We start from the raw sequence: 23452 nt of genomic DNA on the forward strand, positions 1-23452 counted from the left end.
ACTTATCTTATTCCCACTTTATTCCGTCGGGCCGCTGGTTGTGACAGTACAGACAGCGTCCAGGGCGATTATTCCTTATACACAAAATCATTCAAGCTGCATCAGGGCGGCAAGAGAGAACATCTTCTGGAACGCACGTCAGTTCGGTGCCGGGAGAGCAAGCGCAGCCAGGACAGAGGCGACTTGAAGGATGACGTGTAGCTTGATTTCAGGATAATTATGAGCAAGAGCACCGCTGAGATCCGTCAGGCGTTTCTCGACTTTTTCCATAGTAAGGGACATCAGGTAGTTGCCAGCAGCTCCCTGGTACCGCACAACGATCCAACCCTGCTGTTTACCAACGCCGGGATGAACCAGTTCAAGGATGTCTTCCTTGGCCTCGATAAACGTAATTACTCGCGCGCGACCACCGCGCAGCGTTGCGTGCGTGCGGGTGGTAAACACAACGATCTGGAAAACGTCGGTTACACCGCGCGTCACCACACCTTCTTTGAAATGCTGGGCAACTTCAGCTTTGGCGATTACTTTAAACAGGATGCCATCAAATACGCATGGGAACTGCTGACCGGTGAAAACTGGTTCGCCCTGCCGAAAGAGAAGCTGTGGGTTACCGTCTACGAGACCGATGACGAAGCGTTCGACATCTGGGCTAACGAAGTAGGCGTTCCGCGCGAGCGTATCATCCGCATCGGCGACAACAAAGGCGCGCCGTTTGCTTCTGATAACTTCTGGCAGATGGGCGACACGGGTCCGTGCGGCCCGTGCACCGAGATTTTCTTCGACCATGGCGATCACATCTGGGGCGGCCCTCCGGGAAGCCCGGAAGAAGACGGCGACCGCTACATCGAGATCTGGAACATCGTCTTCATGCAGTTCAACCGTCAGGCTGACGGTACCATGGAGCCGCTGCCGAAGCCGTCCGTTGATACCGGTATGGGGCTGGAGCGTATTGCCGCCGTGCTGCAGCACGTTAACTCCAACTATGATATCGACCTGTTCCGCGATCTGATCGCCAGCGTGGCGAAAGTCACCGGCGCGACCGACCTGACGAACAAGTCGCTGCGTGTGATTGCCGACCACATTCGCTCCTGTGCATTCCTGATTGCTGACGGCGTGATCCCGTCGAATGAAAACCGCGGCTACGTGCTGCGTCGCATCATTCGTCGTGCGATCCGTCACGGCAACATGCTGGGCGCGAAGGACACCTTCTTCTGGAAACTGGTTGCCCCGCTGATCGCCGTGATGGGTTCCGCCGGTGAAGAACTGAAACAGCAGCAGGCTCAGGTTGAGCAGGTACTGAAAACTGAAGAAGAGCAGTTCGCCCGTACTCTGGAGCGCGGACTGGCGCTGCTGGATGAAGAGCTGTCGAAGCTGAAAGGCGACACGCTGGATGGCGAAACGGCCTTCCGTCTGTACGACACCTACGGCTTCCCGGTCGACCTGACGGCGGACGTCTGCCGCGAACGCAACATTAAAGTTGACGAAGCTGGCTTTGAGGCCGCCATGGAAGAGCAGCGCCGCCGCGCGCGCGAGTCCAGCGGTTTCGGCGCTGACTATAACGCGATGATCCGCGTTGACGGAGTCTCTGAATTTAAAGGCTACGATCATCTGGAGCTGAACGGCAAAGTGACTGCGCTGTTTATCGACGGTAAAGCGGTGGATAGTGTCAGCGCGGGCCAGGAAGCGGTAGTGATCCTCGACCAGACCCCGTTCTATGCGGAATCCGGTGGCCAGGTGGGCGATAAAGGCGAACTGAAAGGCGCAGGCTTCTCCTTCGCCGTCAGCGACACGCAGAAGTACGGTCAGGCCATTGGTCATATCGGTAAAGTCGCCAGCGGTTCCCTGAAAGTGGGCGACGCGGTGCAGGCCGATGTGGACGAGGCTCGCCGTCAGCGTATCCGTCTGAACCACTCCGCGACGCATCTGATGCATGCGGCGCTGCGCCAGGTGCTCGGCACCCATGTGGCGCAGAAAGGCTCGCTGGTTAACGATAAAGCGCTGCGCTTTGACTTCTCGCATTTCGAAGCGATGAAGCCGGAAGAGATCCGTGCAGTCGAAGATCTGGTCAATGCGCAGATCCGTCGTAACCTGGCTATCGAAACCAACATTATGGATATCGATGCCGCGCGCGCATCCGGCGCCATGGCGCTGTTCGGCGAGAAATACGATGACCGCGTCCGCGTGCTGCAGATGGGCGACTTCTCCACCGAACTGTGCGGCGGGACTCACGCGGCGCGTACCGGTGATATCGGCCTGTTCCGCATCACCTCTGAGTCCGGTACCGCCGCTGGCGTGCGCCGTATCGAAGCGGTAACCGGCGAAGGCGCGATAGCCATGCTGCACGCGCAGAGCGATCAGCTCAGCGATATCGCACAGCTGCTGAAGGGCGACAGCCACAATCTCGGCGAGAAAGTTCGCGCCGCGCTGGAGCGTACCCGTCAGCTGGAAAAAGAGCTGCAGCAGCTGAAAGAGCAGGCTGCGGCGCAGGAGAGCGCAAACCTCTCCAGCAAAGCGGAAGAGATTAACGGCGTTAAGCTGCTGGTCAGCGAGCTGGCCGGCGTGGAGCCGAAGATGCTGCGTACCATGGTTGACGATCTGAAGAACCAACTGGGTTCGACGGTTGTGGTGTTGGCTACGGTCGCAGACGGTAAAGTTTCCCTGATTGCCGGTGTGTCTAAGGATGTGACAGATCGCGTGAAGGCAGGGGAGCTGGTTGGTATGGTCGCTCAGCAGGTGGGCGGTAAAGGGGGCGGTCGTCCGGATATGGCGCAGGCCGGTGGTACCGATGCGTCTGCTCTCCCTGCAGCGTTAGCCAGTGTGAAAGGCTGGGTCAGCGCAAAACTGTAATAACTATAAACGCCTATACCCTAAATAATTCGAGTGGCAGGAAGGCGGCGACGCAGCGAATCCCCAGGAACTTACTCAAGTAAGTGACTGGGGTGAGTGAGGAAAGCCAACACACAGGCAACTTGAAGTATGGCGGGTATAGGTGCCGTAACCTCGGGGAAACGGCACCTTGCGTCATAAGTACTGATAACGATAAAGTCGGGTTGAAATTGTGTATATCGGCTAAACTTAGGTTTAACAGAATGTGATGCCATGACTGCCTTATACCGCAAGGTATTTGTCATCGCTTACTTTTTGGCGTTATATGATGGATAATGCCGGGATACGAGAGACCCGACTCTTTTAATCTTTCAAGGAGCAAAGAATGCTGATTCTGACTCGTCGAGTTGGTGAGACCCTCATGATTGGAGATGAGGTCACTGTGACAGTTTTAGGGGTGAAGGGTAACCAGGTTCGTATTGGCGTAAACGCCCCTAAAGAAGTATCTGTTCACCGTGAAGAGATCTACCAGCGTATTCAGGCTGAAAAATCCCAGCAGTCCAGTTACTAAGGTTTCCGCGCCTCGCTGTTCAGTGAGGCGCATCCCTTCCCGCCGTTATTTTTGCCTTTTTCACTTTTTCCCCTGCGCAATACCGGTTTTCATCACCCTTTGCCGCTTTGGCTGTTTGGCGTTATGCCTGCGTCAGGTCTGATTTCCTGTTGATAAATTGCCCTTTTTGCCGTTTTTGCACGCGAATTGCGTGCGAAGTGTGCAAACGAAAAAAGGTCTCGAAAAAGTGTTTGACTTATAAGTACCAGAAAGTAATATGTGCGCCATCGCAGCGACGAAGAGCAGAAACAAGTTCTTCGAAGCACTCGAAAGAGGCGTGTGTGGTGAGGTGGCCGAGAGGCTGAAGGCGCTCCCCTGCTAAGGGAGTATGCGGTCAAAAGCTGCATCCGGGGTTCGAATCCCCGCCTCACCGCCATTTTGCATCCGTAGCTCAGCTGGATAGAGTACTCGGCTACGAACCGAGCGGTCGGAGGTTCGAATCCTCCCGGATGCACCATCTTCTTTCTGAATTAAGAGAGAAGAACGCTGTGAAAGCAGCGGCCCGCAGTGCGAGGCATAATCGAGTCACTCTACCGATTAGGCCATCATACTCAGTGTGGCAGGTGTTAGTTGTGACACTGACGCGTAGTAAAGCAAGTTTCCCGATGCATCCGTAGCTCAGCTGGATAGAGTACTCGGCTACGAACCGAGCGGTCGGAGGTTCGAATCCTCCCGGATGCACCATTCTTTGATAAGAATGGCAAATCGCGAAATTTGATATCAGAATTACAGCAGTAATCCCGATGCATCCGTAGCTCAGCTGGATAGAGTACTCGGCTACGAACCGAGCGGTCGGAGGTTCGAATCCTCCCGGATGCACCATATTCTCCTTGATAACAGCGACGATGTTGTTTTATGGTCTGCGAAATTATGGCCAGCACCAGGGAGGATAACGTTGCGTAAGCAACGGCCCGTAGGGCGAGGCGCAGCCGAGTAATCCTCCCGGATGCACCATATTCTCCTTAGTAACAGCAACATTGTTGTTATCTGGTTTGCGAAACCATCGTAAGTGCCAGGAGAGTAACCTCGCAGTAAAATAGCTTTCCCGATGCATCCGTAGCTCAGCTGGATAGAGTACTCGGCTACGAACCGAGCGGTCGGAGGTTCGAATCCTCCCGGATGCACCATATTCTCCTTAGTAGCAGCGACGATGTTGTTGCATGGTCTGCGAAATTATCGTCAGCACCAGGAAGGATAACGTTGCGTAAGCAACGGCCCGAAGGGCGAGGCTTAGCCGAGTCATCCTCCCGGATGCACCATCTTCACTCTTTACTCTCTCCTCACCATCCCTATAACCTCGTTTTCCATCACCGGTTTCATACTGACTTTTTTTATTGGCAAGCCGCGCTTTCCACTATAATTTATCCTTGTATATCAGCGTTATCAGGCTGAGTTAAATGCAAGGAGAGAAATCCATGAAATGGTTCAAAGCAATACCTGCTTTTTGCGCGACGCTGCTGGTGGCGACGGCCCTTACTGGCTGTGCCGGTTCGTCCACCAAAGAAAGCACCGGCGGTTACATTGACGATACCGTGGTGACCACTAAGGTGAAAACGGCGCTCTTTAACGATAAAGATATCAAGTCCTCAGAAATCAGCGTCCAGACCTTTAAAGGCCGCGTGCAGTTGAGCGGGTTTGTCTCCTCTGCGGAAAGCGCTAAACGTGCGGTGGAAGTCACCCGTCGGGTGCAGGGCGTGCGTATGGTCGAGAACGATCTGCGTATTAAATAAGACCCACTACCCGGTTTTTGCCTGAAGGCGCCTGAGGGCGCCTTTGTCGTTTGAGCCGCTGGCCGCGACAACGACGGGCTTTTGCGATAGAGTAACTATTCATTAACCGGTTGGTGAGAAGACAATGTACGAAGGTTACGCAGGACTGATCTTTGATATGGATGGCACCATTCTCGATACCGAGCCGACCCATCGGCAGGCATGGAACGAGGTGTTGGGCCGCTACGGTATGCGTTTCGACGAACAGGCGATGGTCGCGCTCAATGGCTCACCAACCTGGCGGATTGCCCAGGCGATTATTGAACTCAACCAGGCGGATCTCGATCCACATCGCCTGGCGCAGGAAAAAACCCAGGCGGTTAAGGCGATGCTGCTGGACAGCGTACGCCCGTTGCCGCTAATTGAGGTGGTCAAGGCGTGGCATGGTCGTCGCCCGATGTCGGTGGGTACCGGCAGCGAAAGCGCCGTCGCCGAGGCGCTGCTGGCGCACCTGGGCCTGCGTCATTACTTCTCTGCGGTGGTGGCGGCCGATCATGTGGTCAACCATAAACCCGCGCCCGATACCTTCCTGCTGTGCGCCGAGCGCATGGGCGTCGCGCCGGAAAAATGCGTGGTCTTCGAAGATGCCGACTTTGGTCTGCAGGCGGCGAAGCGTGCAGGCATGGACGCTGTTGACGTGCGTTTGCTGTGAGCGACGCGCTGTCACTCACCTCGCTGTTTGCCAGTAGCTTTTTAAGCGCCACGCTGCTTCCCGGTAATTCGGAGGTTGTGCTGGTGGCTATGCTACTTGCAGGGGTCAGTCATCCATGGTGGTTAGTATTAATAGCAACAATCGGCAATAGCCTTGGAGGGGTAACTAACGTTATTCTGGGGCGCTTGTTTCCGCTGCGCAAAACCTCGCGCTGGCAGGAGCGGGCGGCTGGCTGGCTTAAGCGCTACGGCGCGGTCACGCTCTTACTGAGCTGGGCGCCGGTTGTCGGCGATTTACTGTGTTTGCTGGCGGGATGGATGCGCATTTCCTGGGGACCGGTACTCTTTTTCTTATGCCTTGGTAAGGCGCTGCGCTATATCGTTATTGCAGCAGCGACGCTTCAGGGTATGACGTGGTGGCACTAATTGGACTGATAGTTCATCCATTACAATTATGCTTATTCAAACGATTTCGACAGGCGGGAGGTCAAATTGATCCCGGACGTATCACAGGCGCTGGCCTGGCTGGAAAAACATCCGCAGGCTCTGCAGGGTATTCAACGTGGTCTGGAGCGGGAAACGCTGCGCGTGAACGCAGACGGCACCCTTGCAACGACCGGTCACCCTCTGGCGTTAGGCTCAGCGCTGACGCATAAATGGATTACCACCGATTTTGCCGAAGCTTTACTCGAGTTCATTACGCCGGTGGATGGCGATATTGAGCATATGCTGACCTTTATGCGCGATGTCCATCGCTATACCGCGCGTCAGCTGGGCGACGAGCGGATGTGGCCGCTGAGTATGCCATGCTATATCGCTCCCGGTCAGGATATTGAGCTGGCGCAGTACGGCACCTCAAACGTGGGGCGTCTGAAAACGCTGTATCGCGAGGGGCTGAAGAACCGCTATGGCGCGTTGATGCAGACTATCTCCGGCGTGCACTATAACTTCTCGCTGCCGATGGCGTTCTGGCAGGCGAAGTGTGGCGTGGAAGACGTCGAAAGCGGTAAAGAAGCTATCTCGGCGGGCTATTTCCGCTCGATTCGTAACTACTATCGTTTTGGCTGGGTGATCCCTTATCTGTTCGGCGCCTCGCCGGCGATTTGCTCCTCGTTCCTGCAAGGGAAACCGACGACGCTGCCTTTTGAGGAAGCGGGTAATGGTATGTACTACCTGCCGTACGCCACCTCGCTGCGCCTCAGCGACCTCGGTTATACCAATAAGTCGCAAAGCAATCTCGGAATTACGTTTAACGATCTGCATGAGTATGTGGCAGGATTGAAGCGGGCGATTAAAACGCCGTCGGAAGAGTACGCTAAAATCGGGCTGCAGAAAGACGGCAAGTATCTGCAGATCAACAGCAATATCCTGCAGATTGAAAACGAACTCTATGCGCCGATCCGTCCGAAACGCGTGACCCGTCGGGGCGAAACCCCGTCCGATGCGCTGCTGCGCGGCGGCATTGAGTACATTGAAGTGCGTTCGCTGGATATCAACCCGTTCTCGCCGATCGGCGTTGACGCCCAGCAGGTGCGTTTCCTCGATCTGTTTATGGTCTGGTGCGCGCTGGCCGACGCGCCGGAGATGAGCAGCGATGAGCTGCTGTGCACTCGCACCAACTGGAATCGGGTGATTCTGGAAGGGCGTAAGCCGGGCTTAACGCTGGGGATTGGCTGCGAAAGCGCGCAGTTCCCGCTGGCTCAGGTGGGCAAAGATCTGTTCCGCGATTTACGCCGCGTGGCGCAGACCCTTGACAGTATCCACGGTGGCCAGGCATATCAGCAGGTCTGCGACGAGCTGCTGGCCTGCTTTGACGATCCGGAATTAACCTTCTCAGCCCGCATTCTGCGTTCTATGATTGAAGAAGGGATTGGCGGCACTGGCCGTGCATTGGCGGATCGCTATCGGACGCAGCTGCGGGAAGAGCCGCTGGAGATCCTGAGCGAAGCCGATTTCATCGCCGAGCGCGAGGCATCGGTGGCGCGGCAGAAGAAAGTGGAAGCGGAAGACAGTGAGCCGTTCGAAGCGCTGCTGGCACGACACGCGTAGCCGCTGACGATACAAAAGAAAAAGGCCACATCAATGTGGCCAAACTTTCATCTCTGATTCAGGGATGATGATGATAATAAATGCGCGTCTTTCATATACTGAGACTCGCGGCTGAACAAAGAGTTCATTTTATTTTAAAAAAAATCACTCCCGGAGGTGACGAATGCCGTTGTTAGATAGTTTCACAGTCGACCATACCCGAATGGAAGCCCCAGCGGTGCGTGTCGCGAAGAAAATGAACACGCCGCATGGCGATGAAATCACCGTTTTCGATCTGCGCTTCTGCGTGCCGAACCAGGAAGTGATGCCGGAACGCGGTATCCACACCCTGGAGCACCTGTTCGCGGGCTTTATGCGCGATCACCTGAACGGGAATGGCGTGGAAATTATCGACATTTCGCCAATGGGCTGCCGCACCGGGTTCTATATGAGCCTGATTGGTACACCGGACGAGCAGCGCGTCGCTGACGCCTGGAAAGCGGCGATGGCCGATGTGCTGAAGGTGAAAGATCAGAACCAGATCCCGGAGCTCAACGTCTACCAGTGCGGAACCTATACCATGCACTCGCTGGAAGAGGCCCAGGACATCGCTCGTCATATCATTGAGCGCGATGTACGCATCAACAGCAACGACGAACTGGCGCTGCCGAAAGAAAAACTGCAGGAACTGCACATCTAGTGCTTCCGCCACGGCCCGACGCCTGTCGCCGGGCCGCTCTCCTGACGCCGCCATGACGACCACCACGACTTTCTCCTTTCAGCACCGCCCGCTGGTGCCTTTTGCCCATGATTATGCCCACGGTGACCAGGAAGACTGGCATCAGCATGACTGCGCCCAGCTGCTGCATATTTTAAGCGGCGTGGTGCGGGTCGCGACACCGGCAGGTTACTGGGTGGTGCCTCCCGGGCGCGGCGTCTGGCTGCCGGCGGGAACGCCGCACGCGCTGCGTATGACCGGCAACGTGGCGGCGCGCACCCTGTTTATCGATCCGCTGGCGCGCGCCGATCTCCCGGCGGGTTGCCAGATCGTACAGATCACGCCGCTGCTGCGGGAACTGATCGTCTCATCCCTGGGACTGGCCGAGTGCTATGCCCCCGCCAGCCGTGACGAACGGATTTATGAGCTGATCCTCGATGAGATCCGCGGGATGGCGATCCTGCCGTTTGGCCTGCCGGAACCGCAAAGTGACACGCTGCGTCGGCTGTGCCAGCAGGTACGCGAGGCGCCGGGCGAAGCCTGGAGCAGCGGCCATGCGGCAAAGGTGTGCAGCATGAGTGAGCGAACCCTTAACCGCCATTTTCAGCAGCAGACTAGCCTGACGTGGAGCGAGTGGGTGCGCCGGGCGAAGCTAATGGAAGCGCTGATTCGCCTGGCGCAGGGTCACTCCGTGCTGCGGGTGGCGCTGGAGCTGGGCTACGGCAGCCACAGCGCCTTCAGCGCCATGTTTCGTCGGGTGATGGGCGTCGCCCCCAGCGACTATTTTCGCCCTTCGACCTGATCGGCGACGCTGATCGCATTGCACAATGCCTGCAGCGAAGCGCGCGCCACGTCATTATCAATACCCACTCCCCAGTAGCTTTCACCTTGTGGAAAAACGCAGCGGATATAGGCGACCGACCGACTGTCGCTGCGCGCGCCAAGGGTATGCTCATGGTAGTCCTTGATCATAAACGGTTGTCTGAGCAGCGCGCTGAGGCCGCTGGCGGCGGCCGACAGCAGGCCGTTGCCCTGGCCCTGCAGGCGTCGGGTTTCGCCGTGGTGTCGCAGCGTCGCCTGCAGCGAAAGCTGGCCATCCTGTTGGCTGGCGCTCTGATAATCAAGCAGCGTCAGCGCAGGCTGCGCCAGCAGGCCGTAGCGCGTGCGGAACAGCTGCCACAGCGCGTGGTGGGTCATCTCTTTGCCGTCGCTATCGGTCACCTGCTGTACATGCTGACTGAAGTCCTGCTGCAGCCCGCGGGGCAGCTTGAGACCATGGTTTTGTTCGATAAGCCAGGCGCTGCCGCTTTTTCCCGACTGGCTGTTGACGCGGATCACCGCCTCATAGCTACAGCCAATATCCTGTGGGTCAATGGGCAGGTAGGGCATCTGCCACGGATCGCCTGGCTGACGGGCATCAAACCCTTTTTTGATGGCATCCTGATGGGAGCCGGAGAAGGCGGTATAAGCCAGACTTCCCGCCCACGGGTGGCGTGGGTGAACGGGGATCTGGTTGCAGTTTTCCACCACCTCCACCACCCGGTTCATCTGCTCGAAGCGAAGCTCAGGGTCGATGCCCTGGCTGTAGAGATTCATGGCCAGCGTCACCAGGCAGACGTTGCCGGTGCGTTCGCCATTGCCAAACAGGCAGCCTTCCACCCGATCGGCGCCGGCCATCACCGCCAGCTCGGCGCTGGCGACACCGGTCCCGCGGTCGTTGTGCGGGTGCACGCTGATGCAGACCTCGCCGCGGCGGGAGAAGTGGCGGCAAAAATACTCGATCTGATCGGCATAGACGTTGGGGGTGTTCACTTCCACCGTCGCCGGCAGATTGACGATCATCGGCCGTTCGGCGCAGGGCTGCCAGACGTCCGCCACCGCCTCGCAAATCTCAAGGGCAAACTCGGGTTCGGTAAAGCAGAAGGTCTCTGGTGAGTATTCGTATTGCCAGCGGGTCTCCGGCTGTTGTTCGCATTGCTGGCGGATAAGTCGGGTGGCGCGGGTCGCCAGGGCGATCACTTCGGCTTTATCCATCCCGAAGACCAGCTCGCGAAACAGCGGCGCGGTGGCATTGTAGAGGTGGACGGTGGCCTGGCGGGCGCCGCGCAGTGCCTCAAAGGTGCGCAGGATCAGCGGATCCCGCGCCTGGGTCAGCACCTGGATGGTGACATCTTCCGGGATGCGCTGCTCGTCGATCAGCTGGCGGACGAAGTTGAAATCGGTTTGCGAAGCGGAAGGGAAGGCGACCTCAATCTCTTTAAAACCGCACTCCAGCAGCAGATCCCAGAACTGCAGTTTGCGGGCGCTGTCCATGGGCTCCGCCAGCGCCTGGTTGCCGTCGCGCAGGTCGGTCGACAGCCAGCGCGGGGCGTGGCTGATTTGCCGGTCGGGCCAGCGGCGGTCGGGCAGGGCAATCGGCGGATAGGGACGGTACTTTTCAGCAGGATGGCTCAGCATAGTGTTCTCCTTAATGGTCAGCCTTTATCCTGCCCGAGCACCGGGTGGCGAGCTTTCGCAAACGAGACAGAAACTAGCGAGAATTGGACAATCTGACGCCATAAAAAAGGGACCCGCAGGTCCCTTAGTCTGATGCTTAGTGTGCGCCCCCGCCGCCGCCGCCGGCACTGAATGGCGGCCTGGCGAACCACACCAGGCTGAGCAGAAGAATAAAGATCCCCGCCGAAACCCAGAAGATTTCGTTGGCGGAGATAATCAACCCCTGGTTGGTTATCTGCTGCGCTATCCAGCCGGAAGCCTGCTGCTGGGTCATTCCCATGCCCTGCAGCTGATCGTACATCTGCTGGGCGTTGGGGTTGAACGGCGTCACCGACTCGGTGAGCTGCGCATGGTGCAGCGCCTCACGGTTGGTCCACATGGTGGTGGTGATCGAGGTCCCGATGGAGCCGGCCAGAGTTCGGGTAAAGTTTGACAAGCTCGACGCCGCCGCCAGCCGCTCCGGCGGCAGGCCGGAGAGGGTGATGGTGGTCAATGGCATGAAGAAACAAGCCACCGCGAAGCCCTGGATAAACTGCGGCCACGCCGATGCACCAAAGTCCATACCCGGTTCAAAGGTCCACGCGCGCCAGTAGAAGCAGACGGCATACATAATAAAGCTGAAGGTGACCAGCCGACGCATATCGAGCTTATGGGCAAAGCGGCCAATAATCGGCGACAGAATGACCGGGATCACCCCCACCGGCGCCGACGCCAAACCGGCCCAGGTAGCGGTGTAGCCGTAGACCTCCTGCAACAGCTGCGGCAGCAGTACGATAGCGCCGAAGTAGAGCATATAGGCCAGGCTGATACACAAACAGCCGATGGTGAAGTTGCGCGACTTAAACAGCGACAGGTCGACTATCGGGTTATCGTCAGTCAGCTCCCAGACAATCAGGAAGCTTATCGCCACCACCGCCACGATGGTCAGGATGATAATCTCGTTGGAAGCGAACCAGTCGAGCTCTTTACCGCGGTCGAGCATCACCTGCAGGCTACCGATACCGATAATCAGCAACGCCAGCCCGACGCCGTCGATACGTCGCTGTTCGGTACGGGTTTCGCGCCCGCGCAGGGTTTGCAGCGTCATGATCACCACTGCGATACCAATCGGCACGTTGATGAAGAAGATCCAGCCCCAGTGGTAGTTATCGCTGATATAGCCGCCGAGAATCGGGCCACAGATCGGCGCGACGATCACGGTCATTGACCACAGGGCCAGCGCAATAGAACGCTTCGCCGGTGGGTAGTTGCTGAGCAACAGGCTCTGCGACAGCGGGATCAGCGGACCGGCGACGATCCCCTGAATGACGCGGAAGAAAATCAGCATCGTCAGGCTGTTCGACACCCCACAGGCCCAGGAGGCGATAGCGAATGCCACCGTCGACCAGACGAAAAGCTTCACCTCGCCGACGCGCTTCGCCAGCCAGCCGGTAATGGGGATGGAGATGGCGTTGGCCACCCCGAACGAGGTGATGACCCACGTCCCCTGGCTCAGCGACGAGCCAAGGTTACCGGCAATGGTTGGGATCGCCACGTTGGCGATCGTGGAGTCCAGCACCTGCATGAACGTCGCCAGCGACAGCGCAATGGTCATAATGACCAGTTGCGCGCCTTCGAGCGGTTTTTGCTGTTGCATTACGCTCACCCCGAATTATCCGGCGTTGGCCTGAATGATCTCGTCGATCAGTTTATTAACCGGCTCAAGCGCGATTTCGCGGGCATTGCTCTCGTAAACCGGGGAGCTTCGCACCTGGCTGGCCAGCATTTCGCCATCGCGATCGGTGGTGTTGACTTCCACCAGCGTGGAGAGGCCGATGCGCAGCGGGTGTTCCGCCAGCTGTTTTTCGTCCAGCTCGATACGGACCGGCAGGCGCTGTACCACTTTGATCCAGTTACCGGTGGCGTTCTGCGCCGGCAGCAGGGAGAAGGCGCTGCCGGTGCCCATATCGAGGCCGACCACTTTGCCGGTGTATTTCACGTCATCGCCATAGATGTCGCTGATCACGGTGGCCGGCTGGCCGATGCGCATGTGCGCCAGCTGGGTCTCTTTAAAGTTGGCGTCGATCCACAGGTTGGTCGCCGGGACCACCGCCATCAGCGGCGTGGTGGTGCCGATCTGCGCCCCAGGCTGTACCGAGCGACGGGAAACGTAGCCGCTAATCGGACTGACGATTTGCGTACGCTGCAGGGCCAGCCAGGCGTTACGTACTTCGGTGGCCGCCTGCAGCACCGCCGGCTGCTGTTCCAGTTTGGTGCCCAGCACGATCGCCTGGTTGGCGTTGTATTGCTGGATTGCCACGTCGAGTTCGGCCTGCGCGCTGGCGACGGTGTCGCGGGCGTGCTGCAGCTCTTCGCGACCGATCAGGTTCGCGGCGCCCAGCGGAATGCGGCGGTTCAGGTCAGCCTGCGCCTGGGCGAGGGCGGTCTTTTTGACGTCGATGTTCGCCTGCAGCTGCTTGCTGTTGATCATCTGCTGACGGGTCTGACGCACGCTGGCGGCCAGCTGCGTTTTGGCTTTCTCAAACGCCTGCTGGGCATCGGTCTGATCGAGCGTCACCAGCGGATCGCCTTTCTGCACGTAGTCCGTGTTGTCAGCCCAGACTTTGGTCACGCTGCCTGAGACCTGGGCCATAATTTGTACCTGGTTCCCTGCCACGTAGGCATCGTCGGTCTCTTCGTAGTGACGCAGTACCAGAAACCAGTAAATCCCATATGCCACGGCAATAATAATAAAGAGCAATGTCAGCAACAGGAGTGCGCCTTTGCGCTTTCCTTTTTTGCTGCCTGGTTGCTGCGGGGTTTGGCTCTCCGCATTTGCGCTCATGTTATTCTCCACGATCTTATTATTTCACATCGGCTGAGCCGACCTGTTTATCAGAAAGGCCAGCAGAGATCTGCTGGCCTGGCTGTTTTCCTTGCAACGTAAAAATGGGCTGAGCGACGCCGCCCTTAGCGTAGAGAGTCCGCCAGCACGCCTTCTTCTTCCATCTGGTCAAGGCGGCTCAGGAGTTTGCGGGTGATATGTTCGAGCTGATCTTTTTCGCTGGTGCTGAGTGAAGACCACAGCTGATGCAGGCAGTTATGCTGCGGTGGCAGGACTTCACGCAAAAACTGATGGCCCTTTTCGGTCAGTTGCAGATGCAGACAGCGGCGATCGTTATCGCTCTCGCGACGTTCAATCCAGCCGCGTTTTTCCAGTTCATCAGCGATACGGGTGGCGTTGGTACGCGACGAGCCCAGCGCGCAACTCAGCTCGGACGGCTGGATGCTGTGGTTTTCCTGTGACTCCAGCGTAATCAGCGCCATAAATAATGTCTCGTTAATTCCCTGCGCTTTGAGCATTTTATTGCGATTTTCCAGCAGCTTACCTTGCATATGCATGCAAAGACGAGTTAACAGGATCTCCTGGAACGGGAAATCTTCATGGCGGCTGGCGCGGAATTTGAGCATTTGCTCAATGGGAGTAAACGAACTATCCATTTGGGTATGACCTCATTAATTACAGCCGATATAATAACTATTGTGACAAATAAATCAAATGAATTATTGACTAAAATTGATACGTAAAGCTTAGAGTCCGCTGGTGATTTTCCATGCCAGACCGTAGGCCAACGCCGACAGCAGCGTCGGGACAATAATGCTGCGGGTTTTCCAGAAGGCGGCCCCCAGCACCAGGAAGCCGATCAGCGTCGGCGCCAGGCGATGGGCATCGGCGAGGATCTCCGGCACGCTGGAGACCACCAGCAGCGCGCAAATCGAGGCGATGCCGATGGTATCCAGCAGCACGCTGACCGGGCCACGGCGGGCAGGCCGGGCATGGCCGGCGCGCAGGCGCAGGGGAAGATAGCGAAACAGATAATTCACGCTGCCGACTATCACCCCGAGCAGAAGGACTTCACTGTTCATCCGGCATCCCCTTAAGCATGGCCTGGACCAGCGCCGTCAGACACCCGCAGACAATCCCGGCGAGGATGGCCGCCGGAATGGAAAATAACAAAATGCCACCCAGCGCGCCTGCCAGGGCTGCCGTGACGCAGAGTGACTGCTGGCGCTGGAATGAGGCCAGCAGGAAGCTCATAAACAGCGCCGGCAGCATAAAGCCGAGCGCGGCCTCCACCGCGGGATAATCCACCAGCAGGCCGTTGCCGGACCAGGCGCCGGCCAGCGTGCCGCATACCCACGATGCCCAGGAAGTAAAAGCGAGACCGAGCATCCAGTTTTCGCTCCAGCGGCGGTTATCGCGAACCAGCCTGGCGGTGGCCGCGGCGAAAACCTCATCGGTCAGGCCAAAGGCCCAGAGGGCGGTTTTCTTTTTATCCAGCGCTGAGCGAATGCGGCTGCGCAATGAGGGACCATACAGCACGTGGCGGACATCCATCGCCATCACCGTCAGGGCGGCGACCCACAGCGAACTGCCGGCGGCCAGCATGGCGGTGATCACAAACTGGCTGGCGCCGGCGTAAATAATGCAGGAGAAAAACACGCTTTCCAGCGGGGTGAATCCCAGCCGGGTGGCGTTCAGTCCGAAGGCGAAAGCCACCGGCAGGTAGCTGATAACGATGGGGAGACTGTCTTTGATGCCTTCGCCGACGGTGGCGACACGTTCAGGTAAGGCACAGGTTAAGGGCGCGGGGTTTTCCATATGAATAACTTATCGCTGGATCCATGTGAAGGTGACAAATTGACCGATGGGTCCACCTTAACAGAGCGCGACGCGCCTTAACACTATGGAAATTCCTGGAATCCGCTTTTCCATACTCTGTGCTGCGAGCAACGAGGGAAAGGGAGCCCGGATAAGACGGAGCGCCTTATCCGGGAGGCAGGGTTACTACTGCGCGGCGAGCGCCGCTTTCACCCAGCTGTCGAACAGCGGCTGGTGGGCTTTGATCCAGCCATCGACATGACCGTTAATGTCGGCTTCGGAAGCATGGCCTTCGTGCATCATCGCATTCTCGGCGTTGATGTCGGCGATCGGCAGCTTCATGACGCTAAACAGGGTGGCGGCGGCCGGATTTTTCTCGGCCCAGGCTTTGTTGGCGACGATGTGCATCGTGTTCACCGGGAAGCCATAGTTGGCGCCGTTGGCCAGTTTGGTGTCGATGTTTTTCTGCTCGCCCGGCAGGGAGGAGAACGGCACCTGCAGCCAGACGACGTCTTTGCCAGGTTTCAGCACGTCGCTGACCCAGTACGGCGTCCAGGTGTAGTAGAGCACCGGTTTACCCTCCTTATAGCGGGCGATGGTGTCAGCCATCATCGCCGCGTAGTTGCCCTGGTTATGGGCGACGGTTTTGCTCAGGCCATAGGCGTCAATCTGGTGGTTAATCACCGCTTCGCAGCCCCAGCCTGGCGTACAGCCGGTGAGATCCGCTTTACCGTCGTTATTGGTATCAAACAGTTTGGCGATCTGCGGATCTTTAAGCTGATCGATGGAGGTGATGTGGTACTGCTCGGCGGTTTTTTTATCGATCAGATAGCCCTGGGCGGCACCTGAGACATACACCCCTTTACGATAGAATTTGTTATCACCGCCCGCCGCGGCGTACATGTCATCGTGCAGCGGCTGCCAGTTGGTGGCGATAAAGGTGGTATCCCCGGCGGCAATCGAGGTATAGGCAACGTTATAGTCCACTTCGCTCGGTTTCTCGACGGTGTAGCCAAGCTTCTCCAGCGCGCGACTGACCAGCAGGGTCTGGAAGGTCTCTTCCGAAATAGTGCTCTGGGCAGGCTTCACGGTAATCCCTTTGCCCGGCAGGTCGGCGGCGAAGGTGCTGGTGGCGATCAGGGTGGCAAAGGCGGCGGTGGCCATCATCGTACGATGTCGCATGGTGGTTCCTCTTATTGTTTAACGGGAAGAGCGACCCCCCGGCCTCGGCTGGTGCCGGGGAGCGGCGCTGTTATCGACTTATCGACAGAAAGGGCGAGTGATAAGCCCCAGTGGGCCGGTGGTGTACCAGCGGCGGTTGCCGCGACTGCGGGCGTCGCGACCGACGGCCTGGGTGAGGCGGTCAAGAATAATCGCGAGGATCACGATCCCCACTCCGCCGACGGTGGCGAGACCCATATCCAGGCGGCCGATGCCGCGCAGCACCATCTGGCCAAGACCGCCGACGGCGATCATCGAGGCGATCACCACCATCGACAGGGCCAGCATCAGCGTCTGGTTTACCCCGGCCATGATGGTGGGCATCGCCAGCGGCAGCTGAACCTTAAACAACAGCTGGCGCGGGCTGGCGCCAAACGAGCGCGACGCTTCGATCAGATCCGCGGGCACCTGGTTTATCCCGAGAATTGTCAGGCGGACGATCGGCGGCAAGGCGAAGATAATCGTCACTACCACGCCGGGCACGTTGCCGATGCCGAACAGCATCACGATCGGCACCAGGTAGACGAAGGCCGGCGTGGTCTGCATGGCATCGAGCAGCGGGCGGATAATTTTCGCCGCCCGCGGGCTGCGCGCCAGCCAAATACCCAGCGGCAGGCCGATAACCATGCAGAACAGCAGGGCGGTGAGGACCAGCGCCAGGGTGACCATCGCCTGCGACCAGGCGCCGATAGCGCCGATGGCAATCAGCGAAACCAGGGTGGCGACCCCCATGCCGAGGCTGGAGATCTGCCAGGCGATCAGCGCGAAGACGATAATCGCCACCGGCGCTGGCATCCCCAACAACAGCTGCTGGAAGGCGCTGAGGATGTAGTCGATCGGCACGCGGATCCCCTGGAATAGCGGACGGAAGTGCAGCACGATCCAGTCGATAGCGTGGGTGACCCAGCTGTCGAGCGGGATCAGCGTTTTATGGAACGGGTCCATGATGTTGAACGATTCCGGCTGCGGCGCGGGCGCGCTGTGCAGCCAGTCGGCGCCGCCGCCGTTGGCCGGCGCGGAAGTAGAGGCGCCACCCCAGGCATCGGCGGCCTGCGCAGCGCTGTCGGTTGCCGGGGCGCTGTCCCACGGATTAGTTTGATCAGCCATGATTCACCCCCTCGCGATCTAAAGCCTGGAGCAGCATTCGTTTGGAAATGATGCCAATGTATTGTTGTTCTTCATCCACCACCGGGACGGCGCACGGGGCGTGGCCGACGTGGGAGAGCAGATCGCTGAGCGGCGTTTGCGCCTCCACCGCCAGCGGGGCGTCAATCAGCGCCGCCTCGATCCCCTGGCCGACGCTGAGCGCGGTTTTCAGAGAATCGATCGAGACAATCCCGACAAAGCGATTTCCGCGTTCGATGACATAGCCATATTCCCGGTCTTCATCCTGTAATAATTTCAGCGCGGAGCGGGGGCCAAAACCTGGGGTTTTACGAATCAATCCAACCGGGCTGCGGCGGGCAATATCTTTGGCGCTGAAGACCTGGCTAATATCCACGCCGCGGAAGAAGGTGCGCACATAATCATTGGCCGGATTATTCAGTATTTCATCCGGCGTACCGACCTGGACCACTTCGCCATTTTGCATAATGGCAATGCGATCGCCAATTCGCATGGCTTCATCAAGGTCATGGGAAATAAAGACGATAGTGCGTTGATGCTTAGCCTGTAATTTGATGAGCTCATCCTGCATTTCGGTGCGAATGAGCGGGTCGAGCGCGGAGAAGGCTTCATCCATTAACAGAATATCGGGATTAATCGCCAGCGCGCGAGCTAAACCGACGCGCTGACGCATCCCGCCGGAGAGTTCATCCGGCCAGGCGTGGGCATAATTCTCCAGCCCCACCTGCCGCAGCGCCTCCCGCGCTTTTTGTTCTCGTTCGGCGGTCGGGACGCCGGCCAGCGCCATGCCAAACGCCGTGTTGTCGAGCACGCTCATGTGTGGCATCAGCGCAAAGGACTGAAAAACCATCGCAATTTTCTTGCGACGCACCTCGCGCAGCTCGGCGTCCGACATTTTGGCGATATCGACTCCGTCAATCAGCACCTGGCCGCGGGTGGGTTCAATCAGGCGATTGAGAAGGCGAACCATGGTGGATTTCCCCGAGCCGGAGAGCCCCATGATGACGAATATCTCGCCTTCTTCAATGGCCAGACTGGCGTCTTTGACGCCAAGCGACAGCCCCGTTTTTTCCAGTATTTGCGCTTTGTTGAGTCCTTTCTCAATATATTTGAAAGCCCGGTTTGGGTGCTCGCCAAATATCTTATAAAGATTTTTGATTTCTAATTTAATTGCCATGCAATAGAGAAGTTCCTGTTATTTGTTTATTGCGATACGATACCCGATGGTGATTATGATCTTTTTACACCCTAACATACTCAGATTCTGTGACAACCCTCAATGGCAAACTCTCGGCAAAATGGCGTGAGGGATAGGGTGGCGCAGCCCCCGTGATATAAGGGCTGAGCGTCAATTTGTTGTGGGTAATATTTTTTGATTATCTCTGGATAATTCGACTGAAATGGACCAGTTTTCTGTTAAATATGACGGAGTGATGACGGTTATGCGATGGAGAGAATATTTGGCAGATCAACCCACTTTTCTGCGAAATAGATCACCAGGAACCAGCCCGCCATATTCCTGGTGAAAGTATGGTTAAAAGTCCCAATCGTCGTCGGCGGTTTCTTCCGTTTTGCCTATCACGTACGAGGAGCCGGAGCCGGAGAAAAAGTCGTGGTTTTCATCGGCGTTAGGCGACAGCGCGGCGAGGATCGCCGGGTTAACCGCTGCCATCTCCGCCGGAAACAGCGCTTCATAACCGAGGTTCATCAGCGCTTTGTTGGCGTTGTAGCACAGGAAAGCGCTGACGTCGTCAAACCAGCCGCTCTCGCCGTACAGTTCCCGACTGTAGGCCAGCTCGTTGTCGTAAAGATCCATCAGCAGATCGAGGGCGAAATTTTTCAGTTCTTCGCGCTTTCCGGGGCTGACGATCTCCAGTCCTTTCTGATACTTGTAGCCAATGTAATAGCCATGCACCGCTTCATCGCGAATGATCAGACGGATCAGATCCGCGGTATTGGTCAGTTTTCCCCGGCTGGAGAAGTGCATTGGCAGCCAGAAGCCGGAGTAGAAGAGAAAGGATTCGAGGAACACGCTGGCGATTTTTTTCTTCAGCGGCTCGTCGGCCTGATAGTAGCCCAGCATCAGTTGCGCCTTGCGCTGCAGGGGTTCGCAGCTTTCACTCCAGGCGAAGGCGGCATCCACCTCTTTGCTGTGGCACAGCGTGGAAAAAATGGAGCTGTAAGAGCGGGCATGAACCGCTTCCATAAAGCTGATGTTCGACAGCACCGCCTCCTCATGCGGGGTCAGCGCGTCCGCCATCAGCGCCGGCGCGCCGACCGTGTTCTGAATGGTGTCGAGCAGCGTCAGCCCGGTGAAGACGCGAATGGTCAACTGCTGCTCCGCCGCGCTGAGGGTTTGCCAGGCGGGAATGTCGTTCGATAGCGGCACTTTCTCCGGTAGCCAGAAGTTGCTGGTGAGACGATTCCAGACCTCAAGATCTTTGTCGTCATCAATGCGGTTCCAGTTGATAGCGCTGATGCGCGTTAAATGGGTCATCCTGTTCTCCTTACAGTGCGCAGGACACGCAGCCTTCAATTTCAGTGCCTTCCAGCGCCAGCTGGCGCAGACGGATGTAGTAGAGGGTCTTAATGCCTTTCTTCCAGGCGTAGATTTGCGCCTTGTTGATATCGCGGGTGGTGGCGGTATCCGGGAAGAACAGCGTCAACGACAGCCCCTGATCGACGTGGCGCGTCGCCTCGGCGTAGGTGTCAATGATCTTCTGGGGCCCTATCTCGTACGCATCCTGATAAAGGGCCAGATTGTCGTTATTCATAAACGGCGCGGGGTAGTACACCCGCCCGGTCTTCCCCTCTTTGCGGATCTCAATCTTCGAGACGATCGGATGAATGCTGGAGGTGGCATGGTTGATGTACGAGATCGACCCGGTGGGCGGCACCGCCTGCAGATAACGGTTATAGATGCCATAGCGCATGACATCGTCGCGCAGCTGGCGCCAGCTTTCCCGGTCGGGCAGGGGGATACCGGCGCGGGCGAACAGTGCGCGCACCCGTTCGGTTTTCGGCTGCCACTCCTCCTGCAGATATTTGTCGAAGTACGCCCCGCTGGCGTAGCGTGACTGTTCGAAGCCAGCGAAGCGCTGGCCGCGCTCGCGGGCCAGCAGCATCGAGGTGTGCAGGGCATGCCAGGTCACGGTGTAAAAATAGATATTGGTGAAGTCCAGCCCCTCCGGACTGCCGTAGGCAATCCCTTCTCGCGCCAGGTAGCCGTGCAGATTCATCTGCCCCAGGCCGATGGCGTGGGAGGCCGCATTGCCGGCCGCCACCGAGGGAACCGACTGTATGTCGCTCATATCGGATACCGCGGTCAGGGCGCGCACCGCGGTGGCGATAGTGCGGGCAAAATCCGGCGAGTCCATGGTATGGGCGATGTTCAGCGAGCCGAGGTTGCAGGAGATATCCTCGCCGATATGGGCGTAACTGAGGTTCTCATCATAGGTGGATGGCGTACTGACCTGCAGAATTTCCGAACACAGATTGCTCATGGTGATCCGTCCGGCCACCGGATTGGCGCGATTGACGGTATCTTCAAACATGATGTACGGATAGCCGGACTCAAACTGGATCTCCGCCAGGCGCTGGAAAAGGTCGCGGGCGCGGATCCAGCGCTTGCGGACCCGTTCGTCGGCCACCAGCTGCGGATAGAGATCGCCGATGGCGCAGTCGGCGAAGGGTTTACCGTACAGCCGCTCGACGTCATACGGCGAGAACAGGGCCATCTGCGCGTCTTCTTTTGCCAGCTGGAAGGTGATATCGGGGATCACCACTCCCAGCGACAAGGTTTTGATGCGGATTTTCTCATCGGCATTCTCACGCCGGGTATCGAGGAAGCGCAAAATATCGGGATGGTGCGCATGCAGCCAGACCGCTCCCGCCCCCTGGCGGGCGCCAAGCTGGTTGGCATAGGAGAAGGCGTCCTCCAGCATCTTCATCACCGGCACCACCCCGGAGGACTGGTTTTCGATGCGCTTGATCGGCGCCCCGGCCTCGCGCAGGTTGGAGAGTAAAAAGGCCACGCCGCCGCCGCGCTTCGACAGCTGCAGAGCCGAGTTAACCGCCCGGCCGATGGATTCCATATTATCTTCAATGCGCAGCAGGAAGCAGGAGATCAGCTCCCCGCGCTGCTGTTTGCCGGCGTTGAGGAAGGTGGGGGTCGCGGGCTGGAAGCGGCCGCTGAGCATCTCTTCCATTAGCTGCCGCGCCTGCTGGTCATCCCCCTGGGCCAGCGTCAGCGCCACCATTACGCAGCGATCGGCAAAATCCTCGAGGTAGTGCTTGCCGTCAAAGGTCTTCAGCGCGTAGCTGGTATAGAACTTCCAGGCGCCGAGGAAGGTCTGAAAGCGAAATGCGGCGCGCCGGGCATGGGCGAACAACGCCAGCACAAACCCGCGGTCATAGCCGGCCAGCACCTGCGGATCGTAATAACCTTCGCGGACGAGCCAGGTGAGTTTATCCTCCTGGCTGGCAAAGGTGAGGGTGTTGGGCCGGACCTGGGCGGTCATAAAGGCCTCCACCGCCTGGCGATCTTTCTCAAACGGGATGCGACCCTCGCTGTCGTACAAATTCAGCATCGCGTTGAGGGCGTGAAAATCCGCCGCGGCGGTTATACGTTCTGCGGTTGTCGTTGCCAAAATTCGCTGACTCCTTTACGCACGTTGTCGATATCGTCGGGGGTTCCCATCAGCTCGAAGCGGTAGAGATAGGGCACGGCGCATTTTTGCGCGATGACCTCCCCGGCACGCCCCCAGGCGTCGCCAAAGTTGCGATTGCCAGCGGCAATCACCCCGCGGATCAGCTGGCGGTTATGCACGTCGTTTAAAAAGCGGATCGCCTGACGCGGTACCGCGCCGGCCGTACCGCCGCCGCCATAGCTGGGAACGATGAGAATATAGGGTTCGTCTACCTGGAGATGTTCGCGCTCGTTCAGCGGAATGCGCACCGCCGGCAGCCCCAGGCGCTGCACAAAGCGATGGGTATTCTCCGAACGGCTGGAGAAGTAGACGATGAGGCTCATGCGCTGGCCGCCGTGACGGAGGGGCGCAGGCGATTGATCATATCCGGGCGGAAGCCGCTCCAGCGTAGCTCACCGGCGATCACCACCGGCAGCTGGCGAAATCCCTGCTCGCGCAGGGTGTCAGCTGCATCCGGCTGCTGGTCGACGTTCACCATTTCAAAGGCCAGTCCTCGGCTCTCCATGGCTCGCCGTGTGGCATGGCACTGCACGCAGTCATTTCGAGTGTAAATAATAATGCGCATGATTCGTATTTCCATTTAAGATAACAGCACGGCGCTAAACGCAGCGTCGAACGTTGTGGGTCATTCGATAAGGAAATACTAGATGTAGTTGT

General features: G+C 58.0%; 21 protein-coding genes and 5 tRNA genes. 13 read left to right on the plus strand and 13 right to left on the minus strand.

Annotation, left to right across the window (positions count from 1 at the left end):
- The first annotated feature begins 219 nt into the window (after positions 1-219).
- From alaS to AS136_RS03145, 13 genes are all read left to right on the plus strand, one after another.
- Positions 220-2847, plus strand: coding sequence for an alanine--tRNA ligase (alaS, locus tag AS136_RS03085; protein ID WP_008806151.1), 2628 nt, complete (start codon positions 220-222; stop codon positions 2845-2847).
- Between the two features lie 364 nt (positions 2848-3211).
- On the plus strand, positions 3212-3397 hold the full coding sequence (gene csrA / locus AS136_RS03090; RefSeq protein WP_000906486.1) for a carbon storage regulator CsrA: 186 nt from the start codon (positions 3212-3214) through the stop codon (positions 3395-3397).
- A gap of 322 nt (positions 3398-3719) precedes the next feature.
- A tRNA-Ser gene (locus AS136_RS03095) sits at positions 3720-3812 on the plus strand.
- Between the two features lie 4 nt (positions 3813-3816).
- Positions 3817-3893, plus strand: a tRNA-Arg gene (locus AS136_RS03100).
- A gap of 150 nt (positions 3894-4043) precedes the next feature.
- Positions 4044-4120 (plus strand) — tRNA-Arg (locus AS136_RS03105).
- 61 nt (positions 4121-4181) lie between these two features.
- Positions 4182-4258 (plus strand) — tRNA-Arg (locus AS136_RS03110).
- A 228-nt stretch (positions 4259-4486) separates the two neighbouring features.
- Positions 4487-4563 (plus strand) — tRNA-Arg (locus tag AS136_RS03115).
- A gap of 288 nt (positions 4564-4851) precedes the next feature.
- Positions 4852-5166: a BON domain-containing protein gene (locus AS136_RS03120; RefSeq protein WP_008806150.1), complete on the plus strand. Its 315-nt coding sequence runs from the start codon at positions 4852-4854 to the stop codon at positions 5164-5166.
- Positions 5167-5290: 124 nt separating this feature from the next.
- Positions 5291-5857 carry a fructose-1-phosphate/6-phosphogluconate phosphatase gene (gene yqaB, locus AS136_RS03125; RefSeq protein ID WP_004174701.1) on the plus strand — a complete coding sequence of 189 codons (567 nt, stop codon included), beginning with the start codon at positions 5291-5293 and terminating at the stop codon, positions 5855-5857.
- Entirely contained in the window at positions 5854-6282 is a 429-nt protein-coding gene (locus AS136_RS03130) for a YqaA family protein (RefSeq protein WP_008806149.1), read from the plus strand. The genes yqaB and AS136_RS03130 overlap by 4 nt, the downstream gene beginning before the upstream one ends.
- Positions 6283-6348: 66 nt before the next feature.
- Complete coding sequence (gene gshA, locus AS136_RS03135; protein ID WP_008806148.1) at positions 6349-7905, plus strand: glutamate--cysteine ligase; 1557 nt, start codon at positions 6349-6351, stop codon at positions 7903-7905.
- Between the two features lie 163 nt (positions 7906-8068).
- Positions 8069-8584 carry an S-ribosylhomocysteine lyase gene (luxS, locus tag AS136_RS03140; protein WP_002914351.1) on the plus strand — a complete coding sequence of 172 codons (516 nt, stop codon included), beginning with the start codon at positions 8069-8071 and terminating at the stop codon, positions 8582-8584.
- A gap of 52 nt (positions 8585-8636) precedes the next feature.
- Entirely contained in the window at positions 8637-9404 is a 768-nt protein-coding gene (locus AS136_RS03145) for an AraC family transcriptional regulator (protein WP_023323166.1), read from the plus strand.
- Here the strand turns inward: AS136_RS03145 and leuA are convergent.
- The 13 genes from leuA to nrdH form a co-directional block, all read right to left on the minus strand.
- Positions 9383-11059 carry a 2-isopropylmalate synthase gene (gene leuA / locus AS136_RS03150; RefSeq protein WP_008806146.1) on the minus strand — a complete coding sequence of 559 codons (1677 nt, stop codon included), beginning with the start codon at positions 11057-11059 and terminating at the stop codon, positions 9383-9385. The genes AS136_RS03145 and leuA overlap by 22 nt on opposite strands.
- Before the next feature lie 136 nt (positions 11060-11195).
- Complete coding sequence (emrB, locus tag AS136_RS03155; protein WP_008806145.1) at positions 11196-12734, minus strand: multidrug efflux MFS transporter permease subunit EmrB; 1539 nt, start codon at positions 12732-12734, stop codon at positions 11196-11198.
- 15 nt (positions 12735-12749) lie between these two features.
- Positions 12750-13922, minus strand: a complete 1173-nt coding sequence (gene emrA / locus AS136_RS03160) for a multidrug efflux MFS transporter periplasmic adaptor subunit EmrA (protein ID WP_008806144.1) — start codon at positions 13920-13922, stop codon at positions 12750-12752.
- Positions 13923-14047: 125 nt separating this feature from the next.
- On the minus strand, positions 14048-14578 hold the full coding sequence (gene mprA, locus AS136_RS03165; protein WP_002914337.1) for a transcriptional repressor MprA: 531 nt from the start codon (positions 14576-14578) through the stop codon (positions 14048-14050).
- Positions 14579-14668: 90 nt separating this feature from the next.
- Complete coding sequence (gene ygaH, locus AS136_RS03170) at positions 14669-15004, minus strand: L-valine transporter subunit YgaH (RefSeq protein WP_008806143.1); 336 nt, start codon at positions 15002-15004, stop codon at positions 14669-14671.
- Positions 14994-15740 carry an AzlC family ABC transporter permease gene (locus tag AS136_RS03175; protein ID WP_022065776.1) on the minus strand — a complete coding sequence of 249 codons (747 nt, stop codon included), beginning with the start codon at positions 15738-15740 and terminating at the stop codon, positions 14994-14996. Before AS136_RS03175 ends, ygaH begins: the two co-directional genes overlap by 11 nt.
- A gap of 186 nt (positions 15741-15926) precedes the next feature.
- Positions 15927-16922, minus strand: coding sequence for a glycine betaine/L-proline ABC transporter substrate-binding protein ProX (gene proX, locus AS136_RS03180; RefSeq protein ID WP_023323165.1), 996 nt, complete (start codon positions 16920-16922; stop codon positions 15927-15929).
- A 78-nt stretch (positions 16923-17000) separates the two neighbouring features.
- Positions 17001-18068 carry a glycine betaine/L-proline ABC transporter permease ProW gene (gene proW / locus AS136_RS03185; protein WP_023323164.1) on the minus strand — a complete coding sequence of 356 codons (1068 nt, stop codon included), beginning with the start codon at positions 18066-18068 and terminating at the stop codon, positions 17001-17003.
- Positions 18061-19263, minus strand: coding sequence for a glycine betaine/L-proline ABC transporter ATP-binding protein ProV (gene proV, locus AS136_RS03190; protein WP_008806139.1), 1203 nt, complete (start codon positions 19261-19263; stop codon positions 18061-18063). Before proV ends, proW begins: the two co-directional genes overlap by 8 nt.
- 357 nt (positions 19264-19620) lie before the next feature.
- Positions 19621-20583 (minus strand): class 1b ribonucleoside-diphosphate reductase subunit beta, encoded by a 963-nt coding sequence (gene nrdF, locus AS136_RS03195; RefSeq protein ID WP_008806138.1) that lies wholly within the window; start codon positions 20581-20583, stop codon positions 19621-19623.
- Positions 20584-20593: 10 nt separating this feature from the next.
- Complete coding sequence (gene nrdE, locus AS136_RS03200; protein WP_023323163.1) at positions 20594-22735, minus strand: class 1b ribonucleoside-diphosphate reductase subunit alpha; 2142 nt, start codon at positions 22733-22735, stop codon at positions 20594-20596.
- Positions 22708-23118: a class Ib ribonucleoside-diphosphate reductase assembly flavoprotein NrdI gene (gene nrdI, locus AS136_RS03205; protein ID WP_008806136.1), complete on the minus strand. Its 411-nt coding sequence runs from the start codon at positions 23116-23118 to the stop codon at positions 22708-22710. The genes nrdE and nrdI overlap by 28 nt, the downstream gene beginning before the upstream one ends.
- Positions 23115-23360, minus strand: a complete 246-nt coding sequence (gene nrdH, locus AS136_RS03210) for a glutaredoxin-like protein NrdH (protein WP_012540796.1) — start codon at positions 23358-23360, stop codon at positions 23115-23117. The genes nrdI and nrdH overlap by 4 nt, the downstream gene beginning before the upstream one ends.
- Positions 23361-23452: the final 92 nt, after the last annotated feature.

Origin of the sequence: Klebsiella sp. D5A, assembly GCF_001620885.1 — a bacterium.
GTDB lineage: Bacteria > Pseudomonadota > Gammaproteobacteria > Enterobacterales > Enterobacteriaceae > Klebsiella > Klebsiella variicola.

What these genes read in the sequence shown, in the direction of transcription:
- AS136_RS03145 (WP_023323166.1), top strand. Translation starts at nt 8,637, where the DNA reads ATGACGACCACCACGACTTTCTCCTTTCAGCACCGCCCGCTGGTGCCT.
- proX (WP_023323165.1), bottom strand. Translation starts at nt 16,922, where the DNA reads ATGCGACATCGTACGATGATGGCCACCGCCGCCTTTGCCACCCTGATC.
- nrdH (WP_012540796.1), bottom strand. Translation starts at nt 23,360, where the DNA reads ATGCGCATTATTATTTACACTCGAAATGACTGCGTGCAGTGCCATGCC.
- leuA (WP_008806146.1), bottom strand. Translation starts at nt 11,059, where the DNA reads ATGCTGAGCCATCCTGCTGAAAAGTACCGTCCCTATCCGCCGATTGCC.
- emrB (WP_008806145.1), bottom strand. Translation starts at nt 12,734, where the DNA reads ATGCAACAGCAAAAACCGCTCGAAGGCGCGCAACTGGTCATTATGACC.
- nrdI (WP_008806136.1), bottom strand. Translation starts at nt 23,118, where the DNA reads ATGAGCCTCATCGTCTACTTCTCCAGCCGTTCGGAGAATACCCATCGC.
- alaS (WP_008806151.1), top strand. Translation starts at nt 220, where the DNA reads ATGAGCAAGAGCACCGCTGAGATCCGTCAGGCGTTTCTCGACTTTTTC.
- nrdF (WP_008806138.1), bottom strand. Translation starts at nt 20,583, where the DNA reads ATGACCCATTTAACGCGCATCAGCGCTATCAACTGGAACCGCATTGAT.
- yqaB (WP_004174701.1), top strand. Translation starts at nt 5,291, where the DNA reads ATGTACGAAGGTTACGCAGGACTGATCTTTGATATGGATGGCACCATT.
- ygaH (WP_008806143.1), bottom strand. Translation starts at nt 15,004, where the DNA reads ATGAACAGTGAAGTCCTTCTGCTCGGGGTGATAGTCGGCAGCGTGAAT.
- csrA (WP_000906486.1), top strand. Translation starts at nt 3,212, where the DNA reads ATGCTGATTCTGACTCGTCGAGTTGGTGAGACCCTCATGATTGGAGAT.
- AS136_RS03175 (WP_022065776.1), bottom strand. Translation starts at nt 15,740, where the DNA reads ATGGAAAACCCCGCGCCCTTAACCTGTGCCTTACCTGAACGTGTCGCC.
- AS136_RS03120 (WP_008806150.1), top strand. Translation starts at nt 4,852, where the DNA reads ATGAAATGGTTCAAAGCAATACCTGCTTTTTGCGCGACGCTGCTGGTG.
- mprA (WP_002914337.1), bottom strand. Translation starts at nt 14,578, where the DNA reads ATGGATAGTTCGTTTACTCCCATTGAGCAAATGCTCAAATTCCGCGCC.
- proW (WP_023323164.1), bottom strand. Translation starts at nt 18,068, where the DNA reads ATGGCTGATCAAACTAATCCGTGGGACAGCGCCCCGGCAACCGACAGC.
- emrA (WP_008806144.1), bottom strand. Translation starts at nt 13,922, where the DNA reads ATGAGCGCAAATGCGGAGAGCCAAACCCCGCAGCAACCAGGCAGCAAA.
- proV (WP_008806139.1), bottom strand. Translation starts at nt 19,263, where the DNA reads ATGGCAATTAAATTAGAAATCAAAAATCTTTATAAGATATTTGGCGAG.
- luxS (WP_002914351.1), top strand. Translation starts at nt 8,069, where the DNA reads ATGCCGTTGTTAGATAGTTTCACAGTCGACCATACCCGAATGGAAGCC.